Annotated in this window: 24 protein-coding genes and 1 tRNA gene; 21 read left to right on the plus strand and 4 right to left on the minus strand. The window is 58.9% G+C overall.

What is annotated here, in order from left to right:
* Window positions 1-25: 25 nt before the first annotated feature.
* The 3 genes from QMX86_RS04210 to QMX86_RS04220 all read right to left on the minus strand — a co-directional run bounded on the left by QMX86_RS04210 (window position 26) and on the right by QMX86_RS04220 (window position 2,702).
* Window positions 26-964, minus strand: coding sequence for a hypothetical protein (locus QMX86_RS04210; protein ID WP_073473318.1), 939 nt, complete (start codon window positions 962-964; stop codon window positions 26-28).
* Window positions 965-1,210: 246 nt separating this feature from the next.
* Window positions 1,211-2,452 (minus strand): tyrosine-type recombinase/integrase, encoded by a 1,242-nt coding sequence (locus tag QMX86_RS04215; RefSeq protein WP_282383991.1) that lies wholly within the window; start codon window positions 2,450-2,452, stop codon window positions 1,211-1,213.
* Between the two features lie 165 nt (window positions 2,453-2,617).
* A tRNA-Leu gene (locus QMX86_RS04220) sits at window positions 2,618-2,702 on the minus strand.
* A 108-nt stretch (window positions 2,703-2,810) separates the two neighbouring features.
* Here QMX86_RS04220 and queA point away from each other — a divergent pair.
* The 6 genes from queA to QMX86_RS04250 all read left to right on the plus strand — a co-directional run bounded on the left by queA (window position 2,811) and on the right by QMX86_RS04250 (window position 8,915).
* Window positions 2,811-3,875, plus strand: a complete 1,065-nt coding sequence (queA, locus tag QMX86_RS04225) for a tRNA preQ1(34) S-adenosylmethionine ribosyltransferase-isomerase QueA (RefSeq protein WP_016773315.1) — start codon at window positions 2,811-2,813, stop codon at window positions 3,873-3,875.
* Window positions 3,876-3,889: 14 nt separating this feature from the next.
* On the plus strand, window positions 3,890-5,005 hold the full coding sequence (gene tgt / locus QMX86_RS04230; RefSeq protein WP_160768392.1) for a tRNA guanosine(34) transglycosylase Tgt: 1,116 nt from the start codon (window positions 3,890-3,892) through the stop codon (window positions 5,003-5,005).
* Between the two features lie 43 nt (window positions 5,006-5,048).
* Window positions 5,049-5,387: a preprotein translocase subunit YajC gene (yajC, locus tag QMX86_RS04235; protein WP_016773317.1), complete on the plus strand. Its 339-nt coding sequence runs from the start codon at window positions 5,049-5,051 to the stop codon at window positions 5,385-5,387.
* A gap of 65 nt (window positions 5,388-5,452) precedes the next feature.
* Window positions 5,453-7,321: a protein translocase subunit SecD gene (secD, locus tag QMX86_RS04240; RefSeq protein WP_016773318.1), complete on the plus strand. Its 1,869-nt coding sequence runs from the start codon at window positions 5,453-5,455 to the stop codon at window positions 7,319-7,321.
* A 9-nt stretch (window positions 7,322-7,330) separates the two neighbouring features.
* Window positions 7,331-8,245, plus strand: a complete 915-nt coding sequence (gene secF / locus QMX86_RS04245) for a protein translocase subunit SecF (RefSeq protein ID WP_016773319.1) — start codon at window positions 7,331-7,333, stop codon at window positions 8,243-8,245.
* Between the two features lie 121 nt (window positions 8,246-8,366).
* A complete protein-coding gene (locus tag QMX86_RS04250; protein ID WP_007916907.1) occupies window positions 8,367-8,915 on the plus strand; it encodes a glycine zipper 2TM domain-containing protein in 549 nt (182 codons plus the stop codon).
* Window positions 8,916-9,155: 240 nt separating this feature from the next.
* Here the strand turns inward: QMX86_RS04250 and suhB are convergent, their stop codons facing one another.
* Window positions 9,156-9,974, minus strand: coding sequence for an inositol-phosphate phosphatase (gene suhB / locus QMX86_RS04255; RefSeq protein ID WP_016773320.1), 819 nt, complete (start codon window positions 9,972-9,974; stop codon window positions 9,156-9,158).
* Between the two features lie 145 nt (window positions 9,975-10,119).
* Here suhB and trmJ point away from each other — a divergent pair, with 145 nt between their 5' ends.
* The 15 genes from trmJ (at window position 10,120) to ispG (ending at window position 22,113) form a co-directional block, all read left to right on the plus strand.
* Window positions 10,120-10,890, plus strand: a complete 771-nt coding sequence (gene trmJ / locus QMX86_RS04260; RefSeq protein WP_282387823.1) for a tRNA (cytosine(32)/uridine(32)-2'-O)-methyltransferase TrmJ — start codon at window positions 10,120-10,122, stop codon at window positions 10,888-10,890.
* A 3-nt stretch (window positions 10,891-10,893) separates the two neighbouring features.
* Window positions 10,894-11,670 (plus strand): serine O-acetyltransferase, encoded by a 777-nt coding sequence (gene cysE, locus QMX86_RS04265; protein WP_273526225.1) that lies wholly within the window; start codon window positions 10,894-10,896, stop codon window positions 11,668-11,670.
* Window positions 11,671-11,915: 245 nt separating this feature from the next.
* A complete protein-coding gene (gene iscR, locus QMX86_RS04270; protein ID WP_016773323.1) occupies window positions 11,916-12,407 on the plus strand; it encodes a Fe-S cluster assembly transcriptional regulator IscR in 492 nt (163 codons plus the stop codon).
* A gap of 50 nt (window positions 12,408-12,457) precedes the next feature.
* Window positions 12,458-13,672 carry an IscS subfamily cysteine desulfurase gene (locus QMX86_RS04275; RefSeq protein WP_016773324.1) on the plus strand — a complete coding sequence of 405 codons (1,215 nt, stop codon included), beginning with the start codon at window positions 12,458-12,460 and terminating at the stop codon, window positions 13,670-13,672.
* Between the two features lie 100 nt (window positions 13,673-13,772).
* Window positions 13,773-14,159 carry a Fe-S cluster assembly scaffold IscU gene (gene iscU, locus QMX86_RS04280; RefSeq protein ID WP_003227907.1) on the plus strand — a complete coding sequence of 129 codons (387 nt, stop codon included), beginning with the start codon at window positions 13,773-13,775 and terminating at the stop codon, window positions 14,157-14,159.
* 34 nt (window positions 14,160-14,193) lie between these two features.
* A complete protein-coding gene (gene iscA, locus QMX86_RS04285) occupies window positions 14,194-14,517 on the plus strand; it encodes an iron-sulfur cluster assembly protein IscA (RefSeq protein ID WP_003227904.1) in 324 nt (107 codons plus the stop codon).
* Between the two features lie 8 nt (window positions 14,518-14,525).
* On the plus strand, window positions 14,526-15,047 hold the full coding sequence (gene hscB / locus QMX86_RS04290; protein WP_282385525.1) for a co-chaperone HscB: 522 nt from the start codon (window positions 14,526-14,528) through the stop codon (window positions 15,045-15,047).
* A 50-nt stretch (window positions 15,048-15,097) separates the two neighbouring features.
* On the plus strand, window positions 15,098-16,963 hold the full coding sequence (gene hscA / locus QMX86_RS04295) for a Fe-S protein assembly chaperone HscA (protein ID WP_282385523.1): 1,866 nt from the start codon (window positions 15,098-15,100) through the stop codon (window positions 16,961-16,963).
* Window positions 16,963-17,304 (plus strand): ISC system 2Fe-2S type ferredoxin, encoded by a 342-nt coding sequence (gene fdx / locus QMX86_RS04300; RefSeq protein ID WP_016773327.1) that lies wholly within the window; start codon window positions 16,963-16,965, stop codon window positions 17,302-17,304. The genes hscA and fdx overlap by 1 nt, the downstream gene beginning before the upstream one ends.
* A 14-nt stretch (window positions 17,305-17,318) precedes the next feature.
* On the plus strand, window positions 17,319-17,519 hold the full coding sequence (gene iscX / locus QMX86_RS04305) for a Fe-S cluster assembly protein IscX (protein ID WP_008084655.1): 201 nt from the start codon (window positions 17,319-17,321) through the stop codon (window positions 17,517-17,519).
* Between the two features lie 88 nt (window positions 17,520-17,607).
* Window positions 17,608-18,033 (plus strand): nucleoside-diphosphate kinase, encoded by a 426-nt coding sequence (ndk, locus tag QMX86_RS04310; RefSeq protein ID WP_024014216.1) that lies wholly within the window; start codon window positions 17,608-17,610, stop codon window positions 18,031-18,033.
* A gap of 28 nt (window positions 18,034-18,061) precedes the next feature.
* Window positions 18,062-19,210 (plus strand): 23S rRNA (adenine(2503)-C(2))-methyltransferase RlmN, encoded by a 1,149-nt coding sequence (gene rlmN, locus QMX86_RS04315; protein ID WP_024014215.1) that lies wholly within the window; start codon window positions 18,062-18,064, stop codon window positions 19,208-19,210.
* A gap of 12 nt (window positions 19,211-19,222) precedes the next feature.
* The gene (gene pilW / locus QMX86_RS04320; protein ID WP_073473307.1) at window positions 19,223-19,981 is read left to right on the plus strand and encodes a type IV pilus biogenesis/stability protein PilW; all 759 of its coding nucleotides are present in this window, start codon (window positions 19,223-19,225) and stop codon (window positions 19,979-19,981) included.
* The gene (locus tag QMX86_RS04325; RefSeq protein ID WP_282385520.1) at window positions 19,981-21,000 is read left to right on the plus strand and encodes a RodZ domain-containing protein; all 1,020 of its coding nucleotides are present in this window, start codon (window positions 19,981-19,983) and stop codon (window positions 20,998-21,000) included. The genes pilW and QMX86_RS04325 overlap by 1 nt, the downstream gene beginning before the upstream one ends.
* 3 nt (window positions 21,001-21,003) lie before the next feature.
* Entirely contained in the window at window positions 21,004-22,113 is a 1,110-nt protein-coding gene (gene ispG, locus QMX86_RS04330) for a flavodoxin-dependent (E)-4-hydroxy-3-methylbut-2-enyl-diphosphate synthase (RefSeq protein WP_282385519.1), read from the plus strand.
* Window positions 22,114-22,125 lie beyond the last annotated feature (12 nt).

Raw genomic sequence — 22,125 nt, forward strand, 5'->3', positions numbered from 1 at the left:
GAACGGACTGTGTCTGTTCCCCTTTTTATTTCAAGGGTCTAAGGCCTAGGGCGGTCAAATGCTCTCGGATGGTTTTTTTTGTGCCATGTACTGTTTGATCGAAAAGAAGGTTGGTTAGCTCCGCATCGCTAAGGCTTCGCTTCTCAATCTTGCGTCCCTCAATAATCGTTTCTGCGGCAGCCTTGATTTTTGACCGTCGATCCATGGCCTCCGTTTGTGTTTTTGAGCTGGGGTCTAGGTTGCCTTTACCTGCCTCTTGGCCACGCCTCGTTGCTTTCGCTGAGAAAGCTTCGTCGAGTAGTCGGCGCATTAAACTTGATGTGTTGAAACCATTTTTGGATACATCCATGCGCTCCACTTGTTGATAAAAATTTGCCATCAACAGCGTCTGATTAGCCTCTCCCATAAAAACAGCAAATTGCTCTCGTGCTCGAATTTCAAGTCCGCTACGTCGATATCGTTCTTTCTCAATGAGGGCGAGGTACTGGCGCGGCGATTCATTTCTCAGTTGCTCTATCAGGTCGGCATCGATGTCGTAAGTCGCTAGCTCAAGTTCGAACAGCCAATTCGCGAGGACCTCCAATGCTTGGGTACCGAGCACTAGGGCGAAGGCCGCGACCAGTTGCGAGTCCGTTGCTTGATGATTGAAGCCTGGGAGCTGTCGAATGACATTTGGCAAAGAGCCGGCTTCCGTGGCACTAGCATGTTCGTCGATGACGTCACGGAGTCGAAACAAGGTTCCTGTGACGCGCTCGGCACAGAGCGCGTAGGCCCCATCCTCAAGCCAGAATGAAGTGGCGGCATTGATAAGATCGAATGTTTCTCGAAAATAGTCGTTGAACTGCGGGTACAGCGCTAACTCTAGAACAGCTGTTTCGATATCGTCCATGTCCCTAATTAGGCATTCGACGTCGACTCCTGCAATTTCCAGCTCCCCTAAGTCAGCGTCCAGTTCAATATCCATTCTGGCTCCCCCGTCGCCCCGGAATCGGCGTGTTATCGCAGCGGCGCACGTCAAATGGATAGGCCGCCAGCATGGCTGATGGGGGGAGAGTACTGTTACACGATTCAGGGACGTTACACATAGAAAGGGGCGGTGTTTTGCCGCGTGTAACTGGAAATAAAACCAATGAAATCAATTGGTTGTCGTTTTTAGTTACACCTGTAACACGCGTTACACTGGTTTTGCACTGGGTGATAGGTAGGGAAGTCATATTGCCTTTCCAAACTGACCTTGCACTACATTGCCAGCTGCAAGTCCATCAAGATGATCGGCATACCACTGCATCATGGTTACGCGCTGCTCTAAGTATTGAGCTTTGTTGTAGACCCCTGAAATACCTTCTTCCTTGTGTGCTAGCTGCGCTTCAACATGCTCCTTCGGCCAGCCATGTTCTCGAAGCAATGTACTCGCTGTGTGTCGAGTACCGTGCCCAACGAGGCGACCTTTGTAGCCGATGGTCGCGAAGACTTTGTTAATTGTGTTTTCGCTGATGGTCGGGTTCTTGGCTCCTACGCCGGGGAAAAGCCAGCGACTCCGTCCTGTTAGGCAGTGCAGTTCCTTAAGGGCGGTAACCGCTTGCTGGGGCAAAGGGCACACAAAATCCCGACGCATCTTCATCTTGGCGGCGGGCGTAGTCCAGATGGCTTTCTCAAGGTCGAACTCTTTCCATTCGGCCAAGCGCACCATGCCTGGACGCGATGCTGTCCATAAACAAAGCCATGCAGCTGTGCGGGCTGTCAGTCTGCTCGGAGTGTTTTTTAGTGCGTGAAGAAATTCAGCCAGCTCAGGTTCAAGCAAGTGTGGGTGTTGCTGAGTCTTAGGGGCCTGCGCTGCAATATCACGAAGGCGGCTGCCCGGATCGTTTTCAGTCAGTCCTAATCCGATAGCACGGCCGAAAATCTGGTTGACCCAGGTGCGACACTTTTCCGCCACGTTGTGTGCGTTTCGGGCTTCGAGGGATGCCTGAAGATTCGCGCAGTCGGTACGGGTTATTTCATCGAGTGGCTTATCTCCCAATGCTGGGAGTATGTCTTTGTCGAGGTAGGTGCGAATTTTGTTAAGGGTGGAGGTGGCGAGGCCCTTTTCCTCTTTGGCCTTCAGCCAAGCTTCAGCAGCGGCTCGAAAGGTTCTAGTCTTGGCAGCGTTAATGGCTACTTTGGCAGATCTCTTCTGTTCGAGAGGATCGGCACCGCTACTTACGATCTTGCGTAGATCGGCCGCTTTGTCTCGTGCAAGTGCACCGCTTACTTCCGGGTAACCCCCGAGCCCCATCCAAGCCCAATTGCCCGCCGGACGTTTGTAGCGAAGCTGCCAAGACTTGCCACCATCAGGTTTGACCCTGAAATAGAGGCCGTTTCCGTCTAGCTCCCGGTATTCCTTTGATTCCGGCTCCAGTCCCGCGAGTGTCGTGTCAGCGAGAGGGCGGCGCTTGATGTCTGCGCGCTTCATCCTTGTATCCCAAAGTTCGGTAATTTTCTCAGGATACAAGCAGGGATACAGGGATACAACGGATAAAGGGATACAGGAGTAGATAGCCAGACACAAAAAAACCGGCTCAAGTGGCCGGTTTCTTTGGGTCTGAGAGTCTGGTAGAGACTTTCAGATACTGCTATATGGTGCCCCGAGGGAGACTCGAACTCCCACTCCTTTCGAAAACGGATTTTGAATCCGCCGCGTCTACCAATTCCGCCATCAGGGCTCAATGGCGGCGAAGTATAGAGAGGTGATTACCGTTGGTCAATCACGTTTCATGGTCAATTTTTGATATTTCCGCTAGACTTTCCGGCCCTGCTAGACGAACCCCATCATGCGCGTTGCTGACTTTACTTTCGAGCTTCCTGATTCGCTGATCGCCCGCCATCCATTGGCCGAGCGTCGCGGTAGTCGCCTGCTGACCCTTGATGGGCCGAGCGGCGCCCTGGCACACCGTCAATTCACTGATTTGCTTGAGCATTTGCGCCCGGGCGATTTGATGGTGTTCAACAATACCCGGGTGATTCCGGCGCGGCTGTTCGGGCAGAAAGCGTCCGGCGGCAAGCTGGAAATTCTCATCGAGCGCGTGCTCGATGCGCACCGCGTGCTGGCGCATGTGCGCTCCAGCAAGTCGCCGAAACCGGGTTCGAAGATCCTTATCGACGGCGGTGGCGAAGCCGAGATGCTCGCGCGTCATGATGCGCTGTTCGAGCTGGGTTTTGCCGAGGAAGTCTTGCCGCTGCTCGATCGCGTCGGGCACATGCCGTTGCCTCCTTATATAGACCGCCCGGATGAAGGCTCGGATCGCGAGCGTTATCAGACCGTGTATGCCCAGCGTTTGGGCGCGGTGGCGGCGCCGACGGCGGGGCTGCATTTCGACGAGCCGCTGATGCAGGCGATTGCTGCCAAGGGCGTCGAGACTGCATTCGTGACGTTGCACGTCGGCGCGGGGACGTTTCAGCCGGTGCGTGTCGAGAAGATCGAAGATCACCACATGCACAGCGAGTGGCTGGAAGTCGGCCAGGATGTAGTCGATGCGGTCGCTGCGTGCCGTGCGCGGGGCGGTCGGGTGATTGCGGTCGGCACCACCAGCGTGCGTTCGCTGGAAAGTGCGGCGCGCGATGGTGTGCTCAAGCCGTTCAGTGGCGACACCGACATCTTTATCTATCCGGGCCGGCCGTTTCATGTGGTCGATGCCCTGGTGACCAATTTCCATTTGCCGGAATCCACGCTGTTGATGCTGGTTTCCGCGTTTGCCGGTTATCCCGAAACCATGGCTGCCTACAAGGCCGCCGTGGAAAACGGCTACCGCTTTTTCAGTTACGGGGATGCGATGTTCATCACCCGCAATCCCGCTCCAACTGCCCCTGAACAGACAGGCCCAGAGGAAACAGAATGAGTCGCGAATGTCGAATGTCCTTTGAGCTGCTGGCCACCGATGGCAAGGCTCGTCGTGGTCGCCTGACCTTCCCCCGTGGCACCGTCGAGACCCCGGCGTTCATGCCGGTCGGCACCTACGGCACGGTCAAGGGCATGCTGCCGCGCGACATCGTCGCCACGGGCGCGGAAATCATTCTGGGCAACACCTTTCACCTGTGGTTGCGTCCCGGCACTCAAGTGATCAAGGAACATGGCGACCTGCACGATTTCATGCAGTGGAAAGGCCCTATCCTCACCGACTCCGGCGGCTTCCAGGTGTTCAGCCTCGGCGCGATGCGCAAGATCAAGGAGGAGGGCGTGACCTTCGCTTCTCCGGTCGACGGCGCCAAAGTGTTCATGGGTCCGGAAGAGTCGATGCAGGTGCAGCGCGATCTCGGTTCCGACATTGTGATGATCTTCGACGAATGCACGCCGTATCCGGCTGACGAAGACGTCGCGCGCGTATCGATGGAGCTGTCGTTGCGTTGGGCGCAGCGTTCGAAGAATGCCCACGGCGACAACACCGCGGCGCTGTTCGGTATCGTCCAGGGTGGCATGCATGAAAACCTGCGCATGCGCTCGCTCGAAGGCCTCGACAAGATCGGCTTCGACGGCCTCGCGATCGGCGGTCTGTCGGTGGGCGAACCGAAGCACGAAATGATCAAGGTGCTGGATTATCTGCCGGGCCAAATGCCCGCTGACAAACCTCGTTACCTTATGGGCGTTGGCAAACCGGAAGATCTGGTTGAGGGTGTGCGCCGCGGGGTGGACATGTTCGATTGCGTGATGCCAACCCGTAATGCCCGCAATGGGCATCTGTTCATCGATACCGGTGTGCTGAAGATCCGTAACGCGTTCCATCGCCATGATGAATCGCCGCTGGATCCGACCTGCGATTGCTACACCTGCCAGAACTTCTCGCGCGCTTATCTGCATCACCTGGACAAGTGCGGCGAAATGCTCGGCAGCATGCTCAATACCATCCATAACTTGCGCCATTATCAGGTGCTGATGGCTGGTTTGCGCGAGGCTATTCAACAGGGTACATTGGCCGCCTTTGTCGATGCCTTCTACGCCAAACGCGGACTTCCCGTTCCGCCTTTGGACTGAGTTTTCTGACCCCAAGATTCAACATTTGCAACTGGAGTGCTAAATGAGCTTTTTTATCTCTAACGCCATGGCTGACGCAGCTGCACCGGCTGCTGCAAGCCCAATGGGCGGCGGCTTCGAGTGGATTTTCCTGGTCGGCTTCCTGGTCATCTTCTACCTGATGATCTGGCGTCCACAGGCCAAGCGCGCCAAAGAGCAGAAGAACCTGCTGAGCAGCCTGCAGAAGGGCGACGAAGTCGTGACCACTGGCGGCATCGCCGGCAAGATCACCAAGGTTGCCGATGACTTCGTGGTTCTGGAAGTTTCCGACACCGTGGAAATGAAGTTCCAGAAAGGCGCCATCGCCGCCACGCTGCCAAAAGGCACGCTGAAAGCGATCTAAGAGCAACAACTTCTACTCAATCGACGGGGCGCGCAAGGCGCCCCGCGTTCATAACGGGCGGCGTGATGCTGAACAAATACCCTCTGTGGAAATACATTCTGATCCTGGCGGTGCTGGCGATCGGTCTGATTTATTCCGCTCCCAATCTTTACCCCGATGACCCGGCCATTCAGATCAGCGGCGCCAGCACGGCTCTGCAGGTCAATGACGCCGATCTGGCTCGCGTCAGCACGGCGCTGAAAGAGTCCGGCATCAACGTCAAGGCGGCAACGCTGACGGCGGGCGGCAAGGGCGGTCTGATCCGTCTGAGCAAGGCTGAAGATCAGCTGCCGGCCAAGGACGTTGTGCGCAAGGCGTTGGGTGATGACTACGTCGTCGCGCTGAACCTGGCACAGACCACCCCGCAATGGCTGCGCAACCTCGGTGCGCACCCGATGAAGCTGGGTCTGGACTTGTCCGGTGGTGTGCACTTCCTGCTCGAAGTGGACATGGACAAAGCCCTCGATGCGCGCCTGAAAGTCTACGAAGGCGACGTCAAGAGCCTGCTGCGCAAAGAGAAGCTGCGCTATCGCAGCCTGCCGCAACTGGGCGGTGCCATTCAGTTGGGCTTCAGCGATGAAGACTCCCGCGAACAGGCCCGTGCGCTGATCCGCAAGAATTTCAACGATTTCGACATTGTTCCGGCCGACCTCAACGGTCAACCGGTGCTGCGTCTGGCGATGACCCCGGCCAAGCTGGCGGAAATCCGTGAATACTCCATCAAGCAGAACCTGACCACGGTACGTAACCGCGTCAACGAGCTGGGTGTTGCCGAACCGATCGTGCAGCGTCAGGGCGCCAACCGCATCGTGGTTGAGCTGCCGGGCGTGCAGGACACTGCCGAAGCCAAGCGTATTCTCGGCAAGACGGCCAACCTCGAGTTCCGTCTGGCCGCCGAGCCGGGCGCTTCGAAAGCTACTTCCGAGTCGTTCGAATTCCGCGAAGGCAACCGTCCTCCTGCGCAGATCGAGCGTGGCCTGATCATCACCGGTGACCAGGTCACCGACGCCAAGGCCGGTTTCGGCGAGCACGGCACGCCTGAAGTGAACATCCGTCTGGATGGCCACGGTGGCGAGCTGATGAGCCGCGCGACCCGCTCCAACGTCGGCCGCAGCATGGCGGTGATCTTCATCGAACAGCGTCCGGTCACCACTTACACCAAGCAAGTGGTCGATGGCGTCGAGAAAGACGTTGCGGTGCAGACGTTCAAGGAAGAGAAGAAGATCATCAGCCTGGCGACCATTCAGTCGCCGCTGGGTGCGCAATTCCGCATCACTGGCCTGAACGGTCAGGGCGAGTCGTCCGAGCTGGCGCTGCTGCTGCGTGCCGGTGGTCTGGCTGCACCGATGTACTTCGCTGAAGAGCGCACAATCGGTCCGAGCCTGGGTGCTGACAACATCACCAAAGGTATCGACGCTTCCCTGTGGGGCATGCTGTTCGTGTCGCTGTTCATCATCGCCATCTACCGCTTCTTCGGCGTCATCGCCACCGTCGCGCTGGCGGTGAACATGGTGCTGCTGCTGGCATTGATGTCGTTGCTGGGTGCCACGCTGACCCTGCCGGGTATCGCCGGTATCGTCTTGACGATGGGTATGGCGGTCGACGCCAACGTACTGATCTTCTCGCGGATTCGTGAAGAGATCGCCGCCGGCATGACTGTGCAGCGGGCAATCAACGAAGGCTTCGGCCGGGCATTCACCGCGATTCTCGACGCCAACCTGACCACTTTGCTGGTCGGCGGCATTCTCTTCGCCATGGGCACCGGCCCGGTGAAGGGTTTCGCAGTGACGATGTCCCTCGGGATCTTTACCTCGATGTTCACGGCCATCATGGTGACCCGCGCAATGGTCAACCTGATCTTTGGCGGACGTGACTTCAAGAAGTTGTGGATTTAAGGGGCTGCCATGTTACGTACAATCAACTTCATGGGCGTTCGCAACTTCGCGTTCGGCGTCACATTGCTGCTTACCGTCATTGCCTTGTTCAGTGTTGCCACCAAGGGCATGAACTGGGGCCTGGACTTCACCGGCGGTACGCTCATCGAGCTGACCTACGAGCGTCCGGCCGACGTCACCAAGGTGCGCGAGCAACTGGCGACTTCCGGTTATCACGAAGCCGTGGTGCAGAACTTCGGTGCGACCACCGACCTGCTCGTGCGCATGCCGGGTGAAGACCCGCAGTTGGGCCATCAAGTAGCGGAAGCGCTGCAGAAGGTCGGCGGTGACAACCCGGCGACGGTCAAGCGTGTCGAGTTCGTCGGCCCGCAGGTCGGTGAAGAGCTGCGCGACCAGGGCGGCCTCGGCATGCTGCTGGCGCTCGGCGGCATCCTGATCTACCTGGCGTTCCGCTTTCAGTGGAAGTTTGCGGTCGGCGCCATTGTCTCGCTGATCCACGACGTGATCGTGACCGTGGGTATCCTCTCGTACTTCCAGATCACCTTCGATCTGACGGTGCTGGCGGCGGTGCTGGCCATCATTGGTTACTCGCTGAACGACACCATCGTGGTTTTCGACAGGGTGCGTGAGAACTTCCGCGTGCTGCGCAAGGCGACGCTGATCGAGAACATCAACATCTCGACCACTCAGACCCTGCTGCGTACCATGGCGACCTCGATCTCCACTCTGCTGGCGATCGCGGCGCTGCTGTTCTTCGGTGGCGACAACCTGTTCGGTTTCTCCATCGCACTGTTCATCGGTGTACTGGCGGGTACCTACTCGTCGATCTACATCGCCAACGTGGTGCTGATCTGGCTGAACCTGACCACCGAGGATCTGATTCCTCCGGCCAACACCGACAAGGAAGTCGACGACCGTCCATAACGGCCAGCGATTTCCCGGCTGTCAGCCAACAAAAGGCGCGAGTTGAACTCGCGCCTTTTTTTGTGCTCCAAGGCTGGGAGAAGCGCGGGCGCGTCCCGCATGTGATGGTCAGGAGGTTCATGTGAACAAGTCGTTGCTGGTTGGTGCGGTATTGGGTGCTGTCGGTGTCACAGCCGGGGGTGCTGTTGCCACCTACAGCCTGGTTAAAAGCGGCCCTGAGTATGCGCAAGTATTAGCCGTTGAGCCGGTCAAGACACAGATCAAGACTCCACGTGAAGTATGCAAGGATGTAACGGTGACCCGTCAGGCGCCGGTAAAAGATCAACACCAGATCGCCGGTACCGTGGTCGGCGCGCTGGCCGGTGGTTTGCTGGGTAACCAGATTGGCGGCGGTACCGGCAAGAAGATTGCCACGGTGGCCGGTGCGGTCGGTGGCGGTTATGCGGGCAACAAGGTGCAGGAGGGCATGCAGGAGCGTGACACCTACACCACTACGCAAACTCGCTGCAACACGGTCAATGACATCAGCGACAAGGTCGTCGGTTACGACGTGCGTTACTCGCTTGATGGCAAGGAAGGCAAAGTGCGGATGGATCGCGATCCGGGCAACCAGATTCCGGTCGACAAGGAAGGCAAGCTGATCCTGTCGCAGAATGAGCCGGCTCAGTAAGGCTCCAGAGTTGTGAAAGAAGCACCCTGCGGGGTGCTTTTTTTGTGCTCGCGATTCAGGGCAGCGCGCGATTCTCACCTGTGGGAGCGAGCCTGCTCGCGAATACGGTCCAGCAGTTGATAGTTCCTTTGCTGACACGCCCATTCGCGAGCAGGCTCGCTCCCACAGGGAATTATGCTGTTTGGAATTGCAGGCATAAAAAAAGCACCCCGAAGGGTGCTTTTTGGTTTCGCGTAAAGCTTAGCGCTTCAGCGAGGCCGGCAGGTGCGGCTGGATCGCCGTCAGCACTGCCTTGAAGCATTTGGTGTTGCCGGCAACGATGTGGCCTTTCTCAAGGAAGTCGTGACCACCGGTGAAGTCGCTCACCAGGCCGCCGGCTTCTTGAATCAGCAGGGCGCCTGCAGCCATGTCCCACTCGGACAGGCCCGATTCCCAGAACGCATCGAAACGACCGGCAGCTACGTAAGCCAGGTCCAGGCTCGCCGAACCGGCGCGGCGGATGCCGGCAGTCTGGCCAACCAGAGCGCGGAACATGCCCAGGTAGTTGTCGAGGTTGTCCATCTGATCGTCACGGAACGGGAAGCCAGTGCCGAGCAGAGCGCCGTCGAGGCTGGTGCGACCGCTTACGCGCAGACGACGACCGTTCAGTTGAGCGCCGCGACCACGGCTGGCGGTGAATTCTTCCTGGCGGACCGGGTCCAGAACCACTGCGTGTTCCAGGCGACCACGATATTTGCAGGCAATGCTCACTGCAAAGTGCGGAATGCCACGGAGGAAGTTGGTGGTGCCGTCCAGCGGATCGATGATCCACAGGTACTCTTCGCCTTCGATGCCGGTGCCAGCGTGCAGGCCGGTTTCTTCACCCTGAATCGAGTGATTCGGGTAAGCCTTGCGCAGGGCATCGATGATTTTCTGTTCAGCGGCGCGATCGACCTCGGATACGTAATCCTTGGCGTCTTTTTCGTCGACCTTGATGGTATCCAGGCGCTCGATGGAGCGGAAGATCAGTTCACTGGCGCTGCGGGCGGCGCGCAGCGCGATATTCAGCATGGGCTGCATGGATGTGTCACCTAAGGTTGTTAAAGAAAGCCGCGCATTCTATCAGAACTTTTCTTCAGGTGAAGGACGCTGTTCGCTTTCATAGCTTAACGGTAGGCTGTTCTGTAAGATTTGCCCCCCTTTCCTGTGTCCGAGAGCGCCTCCCTTGCTGCAGAACATTCGTGTCGTCCTGGTCAACACCAGCCACCCCGGCAACATCGGCGGGGCCGCGCGCGCCATGAAAAACATGGGTCTGTCGCGACTGGTGCTGGTCGAACCGCGGGTCTTCCCGCACCACGAGGCCGACGCCCGCGCCTCCGGTGCCGGTGACATCCTTGAAAAAGCCCAAGTCGTCGCCACCTTGGAAGACGCTTTGGTCGGTTGCAATCTGGTGCTCGGCACCAGCGCCCGTGACCGGCGCATTCCCTGGCCGCTGCTCGACCCGCGCGAATGCGGCAACAAAGTGGTCGAGGAAGCCGGGCAGGGCGCCGAGATTGCTTTGGTGTTCGGCCGTGAAGATTCCGGCCTGACCAACGAAGAGCTGCAGCGATGTCACTTTCACGTGCACATCCCTTCCGACCCGACGTTCAGTTCGCTGAATCTCGCCGCGGCGGTGCAGGTGTTGAGTTATGAAGTGCGCATGGCCTGGCTGGCCGCACAGGGTCAGCCAAGCAAGGTCGAGAAAGAAGAAGTGGCCTCGGTGAAAAGCGCCGAGCTGGCGACCATGGATGAGCTGGAGCGATTCTATGAGCACCTGGAACAGACGCTGGTTGCCATCGAATTCCTCGACCCGGAAAAGCCTCGGCACTTGATGGCGCGCCTGCGCCGGTTGTACGGACGCAGCTCGGTCAGCCGGGCGGAAATGAACATTTTGCGTGGCATCCTCACGGAAACCCAGAAAGCGGCCCGTGGCGAGCTTCTAAAGCGGAAGGATTGAATGATGTTTGAGCGTTTGCGTGAAGATATCCAAAGCGTATTCCATCGAGACCCGGCGGCGCGTAACGCTTTTGAAGTCCTGACCTGCTACCCCGGCATGCATGCGATCTGGATTCATCGACTGGCCGGCATGCTCTGGCGCAGCGAATTGAAGTGGCTGGCGCGGCTGGTATCGAACTTTGGTCGCTGGCTGACCGGGATCGAGATTCACCCGGGCGCCAAGGTCGGTCGGCGTTTCTTCATTGACCACGGCATGGGCATCGTTATTGGTGAAACCGCCGAGATCGGCGACGACGTCACCATCTATCAAGGGGTGACCCTCGGCGGCACCAGCTGGAACAAAGGCAAGCGCCACCCGACACTGGGTGACGGCGTGGTGGTTGGTGCTGGCGCCAAGGTGCTTGGCCCGTTCACGGTGGGTGCCGGCGCCAAAGTCGGCTCCAACGCTGTGGTCACCAAGGAAGTGCCGCCGGGCGCCACGGTGGTGGGGATTCCGGGGCGGATCATCGTCAAGACCGATGAAGAGCAGGACGCCAAGCGCAAAGCCATGGCGGAAAAGATCGGTTTCGACGCCTACGGTGTCAGCGAAGACATGCCCGACCCGGTGGCCCGCGCCATCGGCCAGTTGCTCGACCATCTGCAAGCGGTGGATGGGCGCCTGGAAGGCATGTGCGGCGCGCTGAAGGATCTGGGCAGCAATTACTGTGCGAAAGATCTGCCTGAGCTGCGCGAAGAAGATTTCGCTTGCGTCAAGGGCAAGGACGAATCGAAAGCCGGCTAAAGCCTCTGTAGGAGCTGCCGAAGGCTGCGATCTTTTGATTTTGCCTTCTTAAGATCAAAAGATCGCAGCCTTCGGCAGCTCCTACAAAGGCGTCCAGCAGCTGGTGTGCCATTGGGCTGCAGACCCTGCTATCATTCGCGCGCTCTTTTGCGGGTAAACCCGACTAAAGCACTAGGTCTTATAGTTGACTTAAATGCTCGGGAATTGCATACTCCCGCCCATTCCGAACTCCGTGGTAACTGTCCATGCGACTGACTACAAAAGGCCGATACGCCGTGACCGCCATGCTTGACCTGGCGTTGCACGCGCAGCACGGGCCGGTGTCTCTGGCCGATATCTCCGAGCGCCAAGGCATCTCCCTGTCCTACCTCGAACAGCTGTTCGCCAAGCTGCGCCGCAGCAACCTGGTTTCCAGCGTTCGCGGTCCGGGTGGTGGCTACCAGTTGTCCCGCGACATGCAGGGCATCCAGGTCGCCCAGGTGATCGATGCGGTGAACGAATCGGTCGATGCCACCAAGTGCCAGGGCCAGGGCGATTGCCATTCCGGTGATACCTGCCTGACCCATCACCTGTGGTGCGACTTGAGCCTGCAGATTCACGAATTTCTGAGCGGTATCAGCTTGGCCGACCTTGTGACTCGCCGTGAGGTACAAGAAGTGGCCCAGCGTCAGGACCAGCGCCGTTGCAGCAGCAAGGCGCCACGCCTGGACAAGATTGAAGCGTCCGCCGTCGAATGACAGCCGAAGAGCTACCCGCGGCACGCCAGCCCTGATTTAGGAGATAGTCCATGAAATTGCCGATTTACCTTGATTACTCTGCAACCACCCCGGTTGATCCGCGCGTTGCGCAGAAAATGAGTGAATGCCTGCTGGTCGACGGAAACTTCGGTAACCCGGCGTCCCGCTCCCACGTGTTCGGCTGGAAGGCTGAAGAGTCCGTCGAAAACGCCCGTCGTCAGGTGGCCGATCTGGTCAATGCCGACCCGCGCGAAATCGTCTGGACCTCCGGTGCCACCGAATCCGACAACCTGGCGATCAAGGGCGCGGCACATTTCTACGCCTCCAAGGGCAAGCACCTGATCACCAGCAAGATCGAGCACAAGGCTGTCCTCGACACCATGCGCCAGCTGGAGCGTGAAGGTTTCGAAGTGACCTACCTCGAGCCGACCGAAGACGGTCTGATCACCCCGGCAATGATTGACGCCGCACTGCGCGAAGACACCATTCTGGTGTCGGTGATGCACGTCAACAACGAAATCGGCACCATCAACGACATCGCCGCCATCGGCGAGATGCTGCGCGCCAAAGGCGTGCTGTTCCATGTCGACGCGGCTCAGTCCACCGGCAAGGTCGAAATCGACCTGCAGAAGCTGAAAGTCGACATGATGTCGTTCTCCGCTCACAAGACTTATGGCCCTAAAGGCATCGGCGCGCTGTACGTCAGCCGCAAGCCGCGTGTGCGCATCGAAGCGACCATGCACGGCGGCGGTCACGAGCGCGGCATGCGTTCCGGCACTCTGGCGACCCACCAGATCGTCGGCATGGGCGAAGCGTTCCGCGTAGCCAAGGAAGACATGGCTGCTGAAAACGTGCGCATCAAAGCCTTGAGCGATCGCTTCTACAAGCAGGTCGAGCACCTGGAAGAGCTGTACGTCAACGGCAGCCTGACCGCCCGCGTTCCGCACAACCTGAACCTGAGCTTCAACTACGTTGAAGGCGAGTCGCTGATCATGGCGCTCAAGGATCTGGCGGTATCGTCCGGTTCGGCCTGCACCTCGGCGTCGCTGGAGCCTTCGTACGTTCTGCGCGCCCTGGGCCGCAACGACGAACTGGCACACAGCTCGATCCGCTTTACCTTCGGCCGTTTCACCACCGAAGAAGAAATCGACTACGCCGCGCAGAAAGTCTGCGAGGCCGTTACCAAGCTGCGCGCTTTGTCGCCGCTGTGGGACATGTACAAAGACGGCGTCGATATCTCGAAAATCGAGTGGGCGGCACACTAACTATAGAAGCCGCCGGATACAGATCCTGTAGCGACGCGGCGTTAACGCAGCGCAGTTGCAGGGTCTCAAGAGCGGCCCTGATGAGTGAGGATTGAGAATCATGGCTTACAGCGAAAAGGTCATCGACCACTACGAAAACCCGCGCAACGTCGGCAAGATGAACGCGGAAGATCCTGATGTCGGCACCGGCATGGTCGGCGCTCCGGCGTGCGGCGACGTGATGCGTCTGCAGATCAAGGTCAACGATCAGGGCGTTATCGAAGACGCCAAGTTCAAGACCTACGGTTGCGGTTCGGCAATCGCCTCCAGCTCCCTCGCTACCGAGTGGATGAAGGGCAAGACCCTGGACGAAGCCGAAACCATCAAGAACACTCAGCTGGCCGAAGAACTGGCTTTGCCGCCAGTGAAAATCCACTGCTCCGTGCTCGCTGAAGACGCTATCAAAGCGGCTGTTCGCGACTACAAGCAGAAGAAAGGCTTGATCTGAATTTCAAGATTCGGCGACGAGTAAGGAGTCAACGATGGCTATCAGCATGACAGAAGCGGCTGCTCGACACGTGCGGCGCTCCCTCGACGGGCGCGGCAAAGGTGAAGGGATTCGTCTGGGTGTTCGCACCACAGGCTGTTCCGGCCTTGCCTACGTGCTGGAGTTTGTCGACGAGGTAGTGGCGGAAGATCAGGTGTTCGAGAGTCACGGCGAAAAAGTGATCATCGACCCGAAAAGCCTGGCCTACCTTGACGGCACCGAGCTCGACTTCGTCAAGGAAGGGTTGAACGAAGGCTTCAAGTTCAACAACCCCAACGTGCGCGGTGAATGTGGCTGCGGCGAAAGCTTCAACATCTGAGGCTGGTCGTGGGTATTCCTTGTCATTTCGCTTTATTCGAGCTGCAACCGAGCTTCCGCCCGGATCTCGAGCAGTTGGCCACGCGCTACCGTGAGTTGGCGCGCGGCGTCCATCCTGACCGTTTTGCCGATGCATCCGAACGCGAGCAGCGCTCGGCGCTCGAGCAATCGGCGCGGCTCAACGACGCCTACCAGACGCTCAAGAGTCCGGCCCAGCGCGCACGCTACCTGCTGAAAATCAGCGGGCATGAAGTGCCGATGGAAGTCACTGTTCACGATCCCGAATTCCTTCTGCAGCAGATGCAATGGCGCGAAGAGCTCGAAGATCTGCAGGACAGTGCCGACCTCGACGGTGTCGCTGTGTTCAAGCGTCGCTTGAAGGCGGCTCAGGAGCAGCTCAACGAAAGCTTCGCAGCCTGTTGGGATGATGCAGCGCAACGCGAGCAGGCCGAACGCCTGATGCGGCGCATGCAGTTCCTCGACAAGCTCACCTACGAAGTGCGCCAGCTGGAAGAGCGCCTCGACGATTAACCCAGTGCTGCCCTGATTGCACGCTGACAGACAGACAAGACCTGATCACCATGGCTCTACTGCAGATCGCCGAACCCGGCCAAAGTCCTCAACCGCACCAGCGTCGCCTGGCTGTGGGCATCGACTTGGGTACTACCAATTCGCTGGTCGCTGCGCTGCGCAGTGGTCTTTCCGAACCGCTGGCCGACGCCAACGGGCAGGTCATCCTGCCGTCCGCCGTGCGTTATCACGCCGACCGCGTCGAAGTCGGTGAGCCCGCCAAGCTGGCGGCAGCCTCCGATCCCCTGAACACCGTGCTCTCGGTCAAGCGCTTGATGGGTCGTGGTCTGTCCGACGTCAAGCAATTGGGCGAGCAACTGCCGTACCGCTTTGTCGGCGGCGAATCGCACATGCCGTTTATCGATACCGTGCAAGGCCCGAAAAGCCCGGTTGAAGTCTCCGCCGACATCCTCAAGGTCCTGCGTCAGCGCGCTGAGGCGACCTTGGGTGGCGAGCTGGTTGGCGCGGTGATCACCGTTCCTGCCTACTTCGACGATGCGCAGCGTCAGGCCACCAAAGACGCTGCCAAACTCGCCGGTCTGAACGTGTTGCGTCTGCTCAACGAGCCGACCGCTGCTGCTGTGGCGTATGGTCTGGATCAACACGCCGAAGGTCTGGTGGCGATCTACGACCTGGGCGGCGGCACCTTCGACATTTCCATTCTGCGTCTGACCGGCGGCGTCTTTGAAGTCCTGGCCACTGGCGGCGACAGCGCGCTGGGCGGCGATGACTTCGATCACGCGATTGCCGGCTGGATCATCGAGAGCGCTGGCCTCTCCGCCGATCTCGACCCGGGCGCGCAACGCAATCTGCTGCAAACCGCCTGCGCGGCCAAAGAAGCCCTGACCGATGCGGCCAGTGTGGAAGTGGCTTACGGCGACTGGAAAGCACAGCTGACCCGCGAAGCCTTCGATGCGCTGATCGAACCGATGGTCGCGCGCAGCCTGAAAGCCTGCCGCCGCGCCGTTCGCGATTCCGGTATCGAACTGGAAGACGTCCACGCCGTGGTCATGGTCGGCGGTTCGACCCGCGTGCCGCGCGTGCGTGAAGCCGTTGCCGAAGCCTTCGGTCGTCAGCCATTGACGGAAATCGACCCGGATCAAGTGGTGGCCATCGGGGCCGCGATCCAGGCCGACACCCTGGCTGGCAACAAGCGCGATGGCGGCGAACTGCTGCTGCTCGACGTGATTCCGCTGTCCCTGGGGCTGGAAACCATGGGCGGTCTGATGGAGAAGGTGATTCCGCGCAACACCACCATCCCCGTCGCGCGCGCTCAGGATTTCACCACCTATAAAGACGGCCAGTCGGCCATGGCGATCCACGTGTTGCAGGGCGAGCGCGAGCTGATCAGCGACTGCCGCTCTCTGGCGCGCTTCGAATTGCGCGGCATTCCGGCGATGGTGGCCGGTGCGGCGAAAATTCGCGTGACCTTCCAGGTCGACGCCGACGGTCTGCTCAGCGTGTCTGCCCGTGAATTGGGCTCGGGCGTTGAGGCGAGCATTCAGGTCAAACCTTCCTATGGTCTGACCGATGGCGAAATCGCCAAGATGCTCAAGGATTCGTTCCAGCATGCCAATGACGACAAGGTCGCCCGTGTTCTGCGTGAGCAGCAAGTCGATGCCCAGCGCCTGCTCGAAGCGGTGCAGGGCGCGCTGGATGCCGATGGCGAGCGTTTGCTCGATGCCGAAGAGCGCATGGTCATCGAACTGCAAATGCAGGAACTGGCCGAACTGATGAAAGGTACCGATGGTTACGCCATCGAGCAGCAGACCAAGCGTCTGTCGCAAGTGACCGATGCTTTTGCTGCCCGCCGCATGGATCTGACGGTGAAAGCCGCTCTGTCGGGGCGCAACCTGAATGAAATCGAGGATATCTGATGCCGCAGGTCATTTTTCTGCCCCACGAGAAGTTCTGCCCTGAAGGCATGGTGGTCGAGGCTGCGCCCGGCACATCGATTCTCGAACTGGCCCACGAACACCATATCGAGATGGAAAGCGCATGCGGCGGCGTCTGCGCCTGCACTACTTGCCATTGCATCATCCGCGAGGGTTTCGACTCGCTGGAAGAGGCCGACGAGCTGGAAGAAGACTTCCTCGACCGTGCCTGGGGCCTTGAGGCGCAATCGCGTCTGGCTTGCCAGGCCATCGTCGGTGAGGAAGACCTCACCGTCGAGATTCCGAAATATTCGCTTAACCATGCGGCCGAAGCGCCGCACTGACTGGTAAGACTGTCATGAGCTACGGTTGGAATGATGTTCAACGCATTGCAGAAGAATTGGCTGAGGCCAAGCCGGGCGTAGATCCGTTTTCTGTCAATTTCGTCGATCTGCAGCAATGGATCAAAGAGCTGCCGGATTTCGACAACACCTCTGGCCGTGTTGGCGAGAAGGTGTTGGAAGCGGTCCAGACGCTCTGGGCTGAAGAATTGGACTGATCGTCCTCGCAGGTTAGGCAATACCCAAGAACCCGCGTATAATTCGCGGGTTTAATTTTTCGCAAATTACCGTTTCTGGAGTTACACCATGGCTGTTCAACGTACTTTCTCCATCATCAAGCCTGACGCCGTTGCTAAAAACGTGATCGGCAAGATCACCACTCGCTTCGAAGACGCTGGCCTGCGCGTTGTAGCTTCGAAACTGAAGCAACTGTCCAAAGCCGAAGCCGAAGGCTTCTACGCTGAGCACAGCGAGCGCGGTTTCTTCGGTGACCTGGTTGCATTCATGACTTCCGGTCCGGTTGTCGTTCAGGTTCTGGAAGGCGAAAACGCTATCGCTCGCAACCGTGAGCTGATGGGCGCTACCAACCCTAAAGAAGCTGCTGCCGGCACCATCCGTGCTGACTTCGCTGAATCGATCGACGCCAACGCCGTTCACGGTTCGGACTCCGAAGCTGCTGCCGCTCGCGAAATCGCTTACTTCTTCGCAGCTACTGAAGTAACCACTCGCTAAGCATTGCTTGCAGAGTGAAGGTGAATCCATGACTACATCGACTGTTAAAACAAACCTGCTGGGTCTGACCCAGCCGGAAATGGAAAAATTCTTCGACTCAATCGGGGAGAAGCGTTTCCGTGCCGGTCAGGTAATGAAATGGATTCACCACTTTGGCGTCGATGATTTCGACGCCATGACGAACGTCAGCAAAGCCTTGCGCGACAAGCTCAAGGCCATTGCTGAAGTGCGTGGTCCGGAAGTGGTCAGCGAGGACATCTCCAGCGACGGCACCCGTAAGTGGGTGGTGCGCGTGGCGTCCGGCAGCTGCGTCGAGACCGTGTACATTCCCCAGGGCAAGCGCGGCACTCTGTGCGTTTCGTCCCAGGCAGGCTGTGCCCTGGATTGCAGTTTCTGCTCCACCGGCAAGCAAGGCTTCAACAGCAACCTCACCGCCGCCGAAGTCATCGGTCAGGTGTGGATTGCCAACAAATCTTTCGGCAGCGTCCCGGCCACCGTCGACCGCGCCATCACCAACGTGGTGATGATGGGCATGGGCGAGCCGTTGCTGAACTTCGACAACGTCGTCGCCGCCATGCATCTGATGATGGATGACCTCGGCTACGGGATCTCCAAGCGCCGCGTGACCCTGTCCACCTCGGGCGTGGTGCCGATGATCGATGAGCTGGCCAAGCACATCGACGTATCCCTGGCGTTGTCCCTGCACGCACCGAATGACGCATTGCGTAACCAATTGGTGCCGATCAACAAGAAATATCCGCTTAAGATGCTGCTCGAGTCGTGCCAGCGCTACATGTCCGCCCTTGGCGAGAAACGTGTGCTGACCATCGAGTACACCTTGCTCAAGGACGTCAACGACAAGCTTGAGCACGCGGTGGAAATGATCGAGTTGCTTAAAGATATCCCGTGCAAGATCAACCTGATTCCATTCAACCCGTTCCCGCACTCCGGGTACGAGCGGCCAAGCAACAATGCCATCCGCCGCTTCCAGGATCAGTTGCATCAGGCCGGTTTCAACGTCACCGTGCGCACCACCCGTGGTGAAGACATCGATGCCGCATGTGGTCAATTGGTAGGGCAGGTGCTGGATCGCACCCGTCGCAGCGAACGTTACATCGCCGTGCGCGAGTTGAGCGCCGACAGCGATCTGGCACAGAACGCCGCGAACACTAACTAAGAGAGGATCTCTATGTCCCTGCGCTTTGCGCTGCTGTTGCTGTTGGCCAGCCTGTGTGCTGGTTGTGTCCTGTCGGGTGACTACAATCCGATGAAGACCAGCAAGGGCCGCGATGAAGCGCGGGCTGCCTACGTGCAGCTGGGGCTGGGCTACCTGCAGCAGGGCATGACCGAGCGCGCCAAGGTGCCATTGAAGAAAGCGCTGGAACTGGACGGTTCCGACCCCGACGCCAATGCGGCCCTCGGTCTGGTGTTCCAGGCTGAAATGGAGCCGGCACTTGCCGACGAGCACTTTCGCAAGGCCTTGTCCTCACGTCCCACCGATGCACGCATTCTCAACAACTACGGCAGTTTTCTCTACGAAGAACAGCGCTACAAGGAAGCCTACGAGCGTTTTGAACAAGCGGCCGCCGATACCCTGTATCCTGAGCGCTCGCGGGTCTTCGAAAACCTCGGTATGACCGCCGCCAAGCTTGGCCAGCGTGATCTGGCCCAGCAACAGCTGGAAAAAGCCCTGCGCCTGAATCGCCAACAACCACGCGCATTGCTGGAAATGGCTGAGTTGTCCTTCGAAGACAGGCATTATGTGCCCGCGCGTGACTATTACGACCGTTTCAGCCAGCTCACCGAACAAAATGCACGTAGTCTATTGCTCGGCGTTCGGCTGGCAAAAGTGTTTGAAGATCGCGACAAGGCGGCCAGTTACGGTCTGCAATTAAAACGACTCTATCCCGGTACGCCGGAATATCAGCAATACCTGTCGGAGCAATGATGAAAGCGGCGCATCCCGAAGTTGTAGCAGCGAATCGCGTAAATCCCGGTGAGACCCTGCGCCAGGCCCGCGAAAGCAATGGCTGGTCGCTGGCCGAAGTGGCCCTCAAGCTCAACCTCACCGTGACATCCCTGAGCAATCTTGAAGCCGGCGCTTTCGACAAGCTGCCGGGGCATACCTTCGCTCGCGGTTACATTCGCGCCTATGCCAAATTGCTCGGCATGGACCAGACCGTTCTGGTTCAGCAGTTCGACCAGTCCACCGGCACCGACTCTCAGGGCAGCAACGTTCACGCCCTCGGTCGTATCGAAGAGCCGGTGCGCGTTTCCCACACCATTTTGCGTATTGTCAGCCTGTTGTTGCTGATCGCGGTCATCGGCGGCGGATTCGTCTGGTGGCAGGATCAGACCTCCCAGCGCACCCGCGATCTGACCAGCCTCGCACCGGAGCACGTCGAAGTCGAAGGCGCGGACGGCACCACGCAGATCCACCCGATCGACGAGCCGGAAGATCAGGCTGTCGCCGAAAATCAGGCCGACAGTTCGACAACGCTGGCCTTGCCGCAGTCGGAAACCAGTGCTGAATCGACCGGCGCCGAATCTGCTGCGCCAGCGACCGAGCCAGCTGCCCCGGCAGTTGCGCCAAGCGCACCGGCACAGACGCCTGCGCCAGTGGTGGCGGCTCCGGCCACTCCAGCGCCGAGTGTCCCAGCGACACCTGCCCCGACCGCGCCGGTTGCTCAAGCGCCAAGCGCTGAAGCAACTGCTCCGGTTGCCGGCGAAGGCCAGGTGCAATTGCAGTTCACCGGCGATTGCTGGGCACAGGTGACCGATGGCCGTGGCAAAGTGATTTTCAGTGGTCTGAAGCATAAAGGCGACAGCGTGAGCGTTTCCGGCAAGCCGCCGCTCAATGTGCGTCTGGGCGTTGCCCGCGCAGCACAGGTCAGCTACAACGGCCAACCGGTCGATATCGCTCCGTTCACCAGTGGCGAGACTGCTCGCCTGAAGTTGGGTCAATAAGTCATGCACGGCGAATCTCCAATCAAACGTCGCGAATCGCGCAAGATCTGGGTCGGCAACGTACCGGTGGGCGGCGACGCGCCGATCGCTGTGCAGAGCATGACCAACAGCGATACCAATGATGTCGCCGCGACCGTGGCGCAGATCAATCGTCTTGAAGCCGCCGGCGTCGATATCGTTCGCGTCTCGGTGCCGGACATGGACGCCGCCGAGGCGTTCGGCAAGATCAAGCAACTGGTCAAAGTGCCGTTGGTGGCTGACATCCACTTCGACTACAAAATCGCTTTGCGCGTGGCCGAACTGGGTGTGGATTGCCTGCGTATCAATCCGGGCAACATCGGTCGTGAAGATCGTGTGCGTGCCGTGGTCGATGCGGCCCGTGATCGCGGCATTCCGATCCGCATCGGCGTCAATGCCGGTTCCCTGGAAAAAGACCTGCAAAAGAAATACGGCGAGCCGACCCCGGCGGCGCTGGTCGAGTCCGCTTTGCGCCACGTTGAACACCTTGAACGCCTGAATTTCCAGGACTTCAAGGTCAGCGTTAAGGCCTCCGACGTGTTCATGGCCGTCGAAGCGTACCGTTTGCTGGCGAAAGAAATCGTCCAGCCACTGCACCTCGGCATCACTGAAGCTGGCGGTTTGCGTTCGGGCACGGTGAAATCCGCCGTGGGCCTAGGTATGCTGCTCGCCGAAGGGATTGGCGATACTATCCGCATCTCGCTGGCGGCCGATCCGGTCGAGGAAGTGAAGGTCGGTTACGACATTCTCAAGTCTTTGCATCTGCGTTCCCGTGGCATCAACTTCATCGCCTGCCCGAGCTGCTCGCGGCAGAACTTCGATGTGGTGAAAACCATGAACGAGCTGGAAGGGCGCCTTGAAGACCTGCTGGTGCCGCTGGATGTCGCGGTCATCGGTTGCGTGGTCAACGGCCCCGGCGAAGCCAAGGAAGCCCATATCGGCTTGACCGGCGGCACGCCCAACCTGATTTACATCGACGGCAAGACGTCGCAGAAGCTGACGAATGACAATCTGGTGGACGAGCTGGAAAAGCTGATCCGCCAGAAAGCGGCCGAAAAGGTCGAAGCTGACGCTGCCGTTATCGCGCGCGGCTGATCGAACGAATTA

Origin of the sequence: Pseudomonas sp. PS01270 (genome assembly GCF_029959775.1) — a bacterium.
In the GTDB taxonomy this organism is placed as follows: Bacteria; Pseudomonadota; Gammaproteobacteria; order Pseudomonadales; family Pseudomonadaceae; genus Aquipseudomonas; species Aquipseudomonas atacamensis.